Below are 6,906 nucleotides of genomic sequence, written 5' to 3'. Positions count from 1 at the left end.
TTTCACCCAAGCAATTTTTTGCTGGTGTCTAAGGCACGGTGGACCCACTCCGACTCCATCCCGAACTCGGTGGTGAAACGCTGTAGCGGCGACGATACTTAGGGGGTTGCCCCTCGGTACAATAGCTCGATGCCAGCTTAAATATTCAACAAAAGCCTCTTAGCTTAAAAACTAAGAGGCTTTTGTTATTGTTTTAAGAGATTAGGGGTTCAAGAGAAAAACCCAAGATTTCAGTAGGTTACGGATTAAACTCATAAAAATAAGGATTTCTCGGTAACGTTGAAAAGAGAAGAATTCCGTTATTACTGAAGGGGATTGATTTTTATGAGTACAGAACAGCTTTGGCAACGGTATCAGGAGTGGCTCTATTTTGATGAACAGTTGGGCTTTTATGTGGATATTAGCCGGATGAGCTTTGATGAGTTTTTTGTCAAGGCTATGTTACCTAAGTTTGAGCAGGCGTTTCAGGAAATGGAGGCTCTAGAAGGGGGAGCGATCGCAAATCCCGATGAAAACCGCATGGTCGGCCATTACTGGCTACGCAATCCCGACATAGCCCCGACGGCTGAATTAAAGCAAGAAATTCAAGAAACCCTTGAACAGATCGAGCAATTTACCCAAAAAGTCCATAGCGGGACAGTAAAGCCTCCCAATGCCCCCAAATTTACCGATATACTCTCCATTGGCATCGGTGGGTCTGCCTTGGGGCCACAGTTCGTCGCGGAAGCCCTCATCCCCAAAGATGCCCCCCTCCAAATCCATTTTATTGATAATACCGACCCCGATGGTATTGCTCACACCTTACGGGACATCGGCAACCGTCTCGACACCACCCTCGTTTTAATTATCTCTAAATCGGGAGGCACACCAGAAACCCGCAACGGGATGCTGGAAGTCAAAGCCGCCTACGAAGCCCAAAAATTAGACTTTGCCCCCCATGCCGTTGCTATTACTGGCCACGACTCCAAACTGGAAAAACAAGCCCAAAGCGAAAACTGGCTAGAAGTTTTCCCCATGCACGACTGGGTAGGGGGCCGCACCTCAGAAATGTCCGCCGTGGGCTTAGTCTCGGCGGCCTTACTCGGTATTGATATCCATGAAATGTTAGCGGGGGCGAAATTAATGGACGATACCACCCGCAAACCCAATTTAAAAAGCAATCCGGCAGCCCTCCTCGCCTTTGCATGGTACTACGCAGGCAACGGCAAAGGCTCGAAAGATATGGTTGTCTTGCCCTATAAAGACCGACTGATGCTCTTTAGTCGTTATCTCCAGCAACTGGTAATGGAGTCGTTAGGCAAGGAAAAAGACCGAGATGGGAATATTGTCCATCAAGGTATTGCCGTATATGGAAATAAAGGCTCAACCGACCAACACGCCTACGTCCAACAATTACGGGAAGGCGTTCCCAATTTCTTTGTCACCTTTATTGAAGTGTTACAAGATGGAGCAACGCCTTCCCTAGAACTCGAACCGAATACCACCAGTGGGGACTATCTATGCGGCTTTTTACAAGGGACTCGACAAGCTCTCTATGATAATCAACGGGACTCTATTACCGTCACCATTCCCGATGTGAGTCCCCGCACTGTTGGGGCGTTAATTGCTCTGTATGACCGGGCGGTGGGCTTATACGGTAGCCTGGTGAATGTCAATGCTTACCATCAACCTGGGGTAGAAGCGGGGAAAAAAGCTGCCGCCTCGGTTTTAGAATTACAGCGTCAAGTGTTGGACGTGCTACAAAAGGCTCAATCTCCCCTTTCTTTAGCCGAAATTGACCAGCAGGTTCCCCAAGATGGACAAATTGAAGTGATTTACAAGATATTACGCCATCTGCACAGCAACCAACGGGGACTCAGCAGTGAGGGCCACTGGGGACAACCGGAGAGTTTGCAATTTTCTTGGCAAAAGGACATATCATAACTTGATGCTCTTGTGTCTCTTTTGTAACAGAATTTCATAATCCATTGCTTATAATTGAAGTTAACTTCAAAGGATAAGGAGTGGATTATGGGACTCAAACCCCACCTAGAGATTCGACCCCTCGAAGCAACCCCAGAAGGGAGAGTGCAGTTTTATACTCCCCAGACAAGTCATGAGACGATGATGGTACACATTCCCCCGAATACCATTGAAAAGCTCTTTGTCCATCACTTTCAAACGGATCAATTGCTGGTGGTGAAGGGGGAATTTGTTCTGGTGTTATTAGTCAATCGTCAGTATCGTTATTTGTTGCTCAGTGAACATCACCCGCAAGTGGTGAAAATTCCCCCTGGTGTTCCCCATGGGGCGATTAATTTAACCTCGGCCCCTTGTATTTTGGTGAATGCCGTTCTTCGCCATGGTTCTCCCCATCCGAAAGACTATACTCCTATTCAACCGCCTTTTCCTTACGATTTAAATTTCATTGGCAGTCAAATTTATAATGCCTCCATTCCCGCTTGATCTGCACCTGCAAGAGACGGCAATGATAAGCTAGGAATGAGTATGCACCTGCTTTTTCTATGCCTTTACTGATTCTCGTCGTCGATGACAATGTAGGAATTCGCCTTGCGATCGGTGATTATTTAGAGTTATCTGGATATTCTGTGATTATGGCGGAAGATGGTCAGGAGGCGTTGTCCTTACTCAAGACCTATCATCCCCATTTAATGGTGGCGGATATTAAAATGCCTCGGAAAGATGGGTATGAGTTGGTGAAACAAGTTCGTCAAAGACCGGAGTTTCGTTTACTTCCGGTGATTTTTCTCACCGAACGCAGTAGTACGGAGGAACGTATTCGCGGGTATCAGGTGGGGTGTGACTTGTATCTCCCGAAACCCTTTGAGATGGAAGAATTGGGGGCGGTGATTCGGAATTTATTGGAGCGATCGCAAATTGTCCAGTCTGAACTCCGATTTTCGTCGGGAGACCATGACCCCTCGGAGTCTTCCTCCTCCCCCCCAGAGAAAGGGAAATCCCCCTCAGAATCCCCTCCTGCCCCCAAGGCCATGGAGATTGAATTAACTCAGCGAGAACAACAGGTTTTAGAACTGTTGATCAAAGGGTTATCTAATATTGAGATTGGCCAAACCCTTCACTTGAGTCCCCGCACTATTGAAAAGTATGTGAGTAGTTTACTGAGGAAGACAGAAACCAATAATCGGGCCGAGTTAGTCCGTTTTGCCTTCCAGCATCATTTAGTGAGTTAAGGAGACAACGGGGGAAGGCAAGGTTTAAGAGACTCTATTCTCCCTGCGTCTGAGCATCTGAGAGATCATTGAGTAATCCCTCACAAGCATCCAGTAATAGATCAATGACATAATTAAATCCAGATTCTCCGCCATAATAGGGATCGGGGACTTCTTGGTCGGGATAGTGGGAGGCATAGTCACACATCAGGCGCACCTTGTTTTTGTCTTGCTGCGATCGCGCCAATGCCATAATATCAAAGTAATTTTCCCGATCCATGGCCAAAATCAGATCAAACTTGCCAAAATCAGTTATATTAAATTGCCGTGCTTGACCCTGTAATCTGATCCCTCGTTTGGCAGCGGCCATCCGCATCCGTTCATCGGGCGGTGCGCCAATGTGATAACTGGATGTTCCCGCCGAATCACAGCGAATCGAGTCACTGAGTCCTCTTTGCTCGATCAGATGATTCATGATATTTTCGGCAGACGGAGAACGGCAAATATTGCCCAAGCAGACAAAGAGTAACTGGTAGGTCATGATTTTCAACAGCACGTTAAGGAGACAAAACCTAGATTAAAGCCTAAAGATCGTTTATTATAAACTTTCGCTGTCACAATCGGACAACCCCCACCTTGGTCACACCATCAAACCTGTTGGCTCAAACCTGTTGGCTCAAACCTGTTGGCTCAAACCTGTTGGCTCAAACCTGTTGGCTTATGAGAGGGGGAAAATTTGAGAGGGAAAATTTGAGAGGGAAAATGCCTCTGTTGCCAATGCTCCTCCTCCAAAACTCATTAACTTAGCAAAACTGAACCCATGAATTTTAATTAGATTTATTTGTCTTCTTTGATTTGCTAATATCTGACGGAGCTTTCTCCCGATTCATTCCCCCTTGTTGATTTGAGGAAAATTCTGAATGTTCAGGTCTCACCGTAACCCTTATTATAGTCGAAGAAAACGCCGCTTTCCAGGGATTTGGCAATTACTTGCTATGGTGATCGCCGGATTAATTCTCCTTGAACTCTTAACTTGGGCTTTGTTGAGTTTTACGGGCTATGGCCAAACCGTAGAAGACTATGATAAAAACGCCGAAGTCGTTTATCAACTCAAATTCCTCAATCAAAATGAAGAGCAATTTACTGGTTTAGACAGTGCTGGACAACTCTTAGCGCAAAAAAATGGAGCGCAAGGTTATACCCTTCTCCCTCAAGAGTCTAGTGACTTTTGGCAGATTAACGAACAAGGATTTCGGGAATCTGCTCCCCTTCCCTTGGAAAAACCTGAGCAAGAAAAGCGAATTTTCTTAGTTGGGGGATCAACGGCCTTTGGCCAAGGAAGTGAAGGCAATGCCAAAACCATCGCTAGTTTCCTAGAAACCCGACTACAAGAGCGTCTTGCTCAACAAGAACGTTCCCCTGAAAAATATCGACCTAGGATTTTACCCATTCGGGGAACAAGACGCATTGAAGCTCTACAACTCCCCCCGAAAATTTTGCCAGGGAAATATAACGTCATCAATGCCGCAGTGCCGGGTTATGCGTCGGGCAATGTGTTAGCTCAATTGGCATTAACAATCTTCCCCTATGAACCCGATGCGATTATTCTTTTGGGAGGATATGATGACCTCACTTTACCCGACGAGCAAGACATTCGAGAAATTCCCCGTTTGGACTATTTATTAAATCATCCAGCCCGTTATTTCTGGATGGCCGTCACTCAACCTGTTCAAGATTTTTTCACGAATACCAATATTTTCCAAACCTTTCGCTATGTCATTTTTCCTGAAAAACTCTCTGTCACCCAAAAAACGTTAGCCGTTGCACCTGAGAATGAACCACTGGCGGATTATTTTCCCCAAGATGAGGAGCAGTTAGCGGTTCGTCTGAACCGTTATCAAAAGAATATTCAACAACTAACCCAACTCTGTGCTGGGGCGAATATTCCCTTAGTGGTTGCTCTACAACCGGAAATTACGGGGGTAACTCCTGAAAAACAACAGCAGGAGGAACAAGAGATTATGGAGCAATTAAGCGAGGAGTATATTCAGAGAGTACAACAAGGGTTTACTCGCTTAGGGGAGGTGAATGATCAACTAGGGTCTGCTTTTCCGAACAATATTAAAACCCTGAATTATTACTCCCTATACAATGATTTATCCGCCGTGGCATTTCGAGACCCAATTCATTTAACGGAAGCGGGGAATAAAGCATTGGCGGAACGGTTTTACAATGCTATAACTCGTTTACCGGATTTACAGGTGGAGTCTGTAACCCCAGAGCGTTAGTTTTGGGTTGTGGGTTGTGGGTTGTTGATAATTGATGAACCACAAAGACACAAAGGACACAAAGCAGTAAGTCGAATCGCAACAAAGAACAAAGAACAAAGAACAAAACTCATTCTTGTCTGAGCAAATTTTCAAACTTGGTTAATTCGGGTTGGAAGACGAGTTTCACTGTTCCGGTGGGGCCGTTGCGGTGTTTGGTGATAATGACTTCTGCAATATTGTGGTCGGGAGAATCGGGGTTATAATAGGCATCTCGATAGAGCATAATGATTAAATCCGCGTCTTGTTCAATTGACCCGGATTCCCGTAAGTCGGACATCATGGGGCGTTTATTATTGCGTGACTCGACTCCTCGACTTAATTGGGAGAGGGAAATGACGGGGGCGTTGATTTCTCTGGCTAGTCCTTTGAGCGATCGCGTAATTTTGGATAACTCCTGCACTCGGTTATCGCCTCCCCCTTCCATTAACTGTAAATAGTCCAACAACACTAACCCCATCTCTCCCTGGTGATCGGCCTGTAATCGTCTGACTTGCGATCGCATCTGCATCACCGTTAAAGTCGCCGTATCGTCAATATAAATCGGCAACTCTGACAATGTGCCAATGGCCATGGCCAACCGTTCCATCTCCGACTGGGTAATGCGGCCAGATCGCAATTTATTACTCTCAATCCCCGCTTCAGCGGCCAATAACCGTTGCGCTAACTGTTCCTTAGACATCTCTAGACTAAAAATAGCCACCGGGAGATGATGCTTTTTCGCAATATTGGTGGCCATCCCCAACCCCAAAGCCGTCTTCCCCATGGAAGGCCGTCCCGCTAAAATCACCAAATCGGAACGCTGAAACCCACTGGTCATAGCATCCAAATCATAAAAATCACAATCTAACCCCGGTAATCGCGTTGATTCGTGTAACTCCTCAATTTCATTAAAAGTATCAATCAACGTATCCGACAAGCGCACAAACCCCTCTTGGGGTCGTTCCTGAGTCAGGGCAAACACCTTTTGTCCAGCCCTATCTAAAACAGTCTCTAAACTCAATGTTGTATCATGAGCTAACTCCGCCAACTCATAACTGACCGAAATTAACCGCCGCCGAATCGCCTTATCCAACACCAAGGCTGCATAACGGTCAACATTCACCGCCGAAACCGTCCGTTCGACCAATTCCGCCAACTTACTCACCCCACCGACCTTTTCGAGCAATCCCTGATCCTCTAACCAACTGGTAACAGTCATTAAATCCGTGGGTTTTCCCCCTTCGTGGAGGGCTAATGCTGCACGATAAATCTCTTGATGGAGGCTAATATAAAAAGCCTCTGGGTCTAAAATATCCGCAACCCGATTAATGGCTTCTGGGTCGAGGAGAATTCCACCTAAAATTGACTCCTCCGCATCAACATTTTGAGGAGGGAGTAAATTGGTTGCATTAAATTCAGAGACCATT

Annotated in this window: 6 protein-coding genes and 1 rRNA gene; 5 read left to right on the top strand and 2 right to left on the bottom strand. The window is 46.0% G+C overall.

Going from position 1 to position 6,906, the window contains the following annotated elements:
* The first annotated feature begins 20 nt into the window (after positions 1-20).
* From rrf to PN462_RS15610, 4 genes are all read left to right on the top strand, one after another.
* Positions 21-138 (top strand): 5S ribosomal RNA (gene rrf / locus PN462_RS15625).
* A gap of 186 nt (positions 139-324) precedes the next feature.
* A complete protein-coding gene (locus PN462_RS15620; RefSeq protein WP_272129644.1) occupies positions 325-1,923 on the top strand; it encodes a glucose-6-phosphate isomerase in 1,599 nt (532 codons plus the stop codon).
* An 87-nt stretch (positions 1,924-2,010) separates the two neighbouring features.
* Positions 2,011-2,445, top strand: a complete 435-nt coding sequence (locus PN462_RS15615; RefSeq protein ID WP_272129642.1) for a cupin domain-containing protein — start codon at positions 2,011-2,013, stop codon at positions 2,443-2,445.
* Between the two features lie 59 nt (positions 2,446-2,504).
* Positions 2,505-3,191: a response regulator transcription factor gene (locus PN462_RS15610; protein ID WP_272129639.1), complete on the top strand. Its 687-nt coding sequence runs from the start codon at positions 2,505-2,507 to the stop codon at positions 3,189-3,191.
* 34 nt (positions 3,192-3,225) lie between these two features.
* Here PN462_RS15610 and PN462_RS15605 read toward each other — a convergent pair whose 3' ends face one another.
* Positions 3,226-3,711, bottom strand: coding sequence for a low molecular weight protein-tyrosine-phosphatase (locus PN462_RS15605; protein ID WP_272129636.1), 486 nt, complete (start codon positions 3,709-3,711; stop codon positions 3,226-3,228).
* A 379-nt stretch (positions 3,712-4,090) separates the two neighbouring features.
* Here PN462_RS15605 and PN462_RS15600 point away from each other — a divergent pair, with 379 nt between their 5' ends.
* On the top strand, positions 4,091-5,458 hold the full coding sequence (locus tag PN462_RS15600) for an SGNH/GDSL hydrolase family protein (protein WP_272129633.1): 1,368 nt from the start codon (positions 4,091-4,093) through the stop codon (positions 5,456-5,458).
* Positions 5,459-5,567: 109 nt separating this feature from the next.
* On the opposite strand, the gene dnaB is transcribed toward PN462_RS15600, so the two are convergent.
* On the bottom strand, positions 5,568-6,905 hold the full coding sequence (gene dnaB / locus PN462_RS15595) for a replicative DNA helicase (protein ID WP_272129630.1): 1,338 nt from the start codon (positions 6,903-6,905) through the stop codon (positions 5,568-5,570).
* Position 6,906: the final 1 nt, after the last annotated feature.

Origin of the sequence: Spirulina sp. CS-785/01 (assembly GCF_028330525.1) — a bacterium.
Lineage (GTDB): Bacteria > Cyanobacteriota > Cyanobacteriia > Cyanobacteriales > Spirulinaceae > JAQMSD01.
The sequence above is the reverse complement of the archived record's forward strand: the minus strand, read 5'-3'. Positions and strand labels throughout refer to the sequence as shown.

What these genes read in the sequence shown, in the direction of transcription:
- PN462_RS15600 (WP_272129633.1), top strand. Translation starts at nt 4,091, where the DNA reads ATGTTCAGGTCTCACCGTAACCCTTATTATAGTCGAAGAAAACGCCGC.
- PN462_RS15610 (WP_272129639.1), top strand. Translation starts at nt 2,505, where the DNA reads ATGCCTTTACTGATTCTCGTCGTCGATGACAATGTAGGAATTCGCCTT.
- dnaB (WP_272129630.1), bottom strand. Translation starts at nt 6,905, where the DNA reads ATGGTCTCTGAATTTAATGCAACCAATTTACTCCCTCCTCAAAATGTT.
- PN462_RS15615 (WP_272129642.1), top strand. Translation starts at nt 2,011, where the DNA reads ATGGGACTCAAACCCCACCTAGAGATTCGACCCCTCGAAGCAACCCCA.
- PN462_RS15605 (WP_272129636.1), bottom strand. Translation starts at nt 3,711, where the DNA reads ATGACCTACCAGTTACTCTTTGTCTGCTTGGGCAATATTTGCCGTTCT.
- PN462_RS15620 (WP_272129644.1), top strand. Translation starts at nt 325, where the DNA reads ATGAGTACAGAACAGCTTTGGCAACGGTATCAGGAGTGGCTCTATTTT.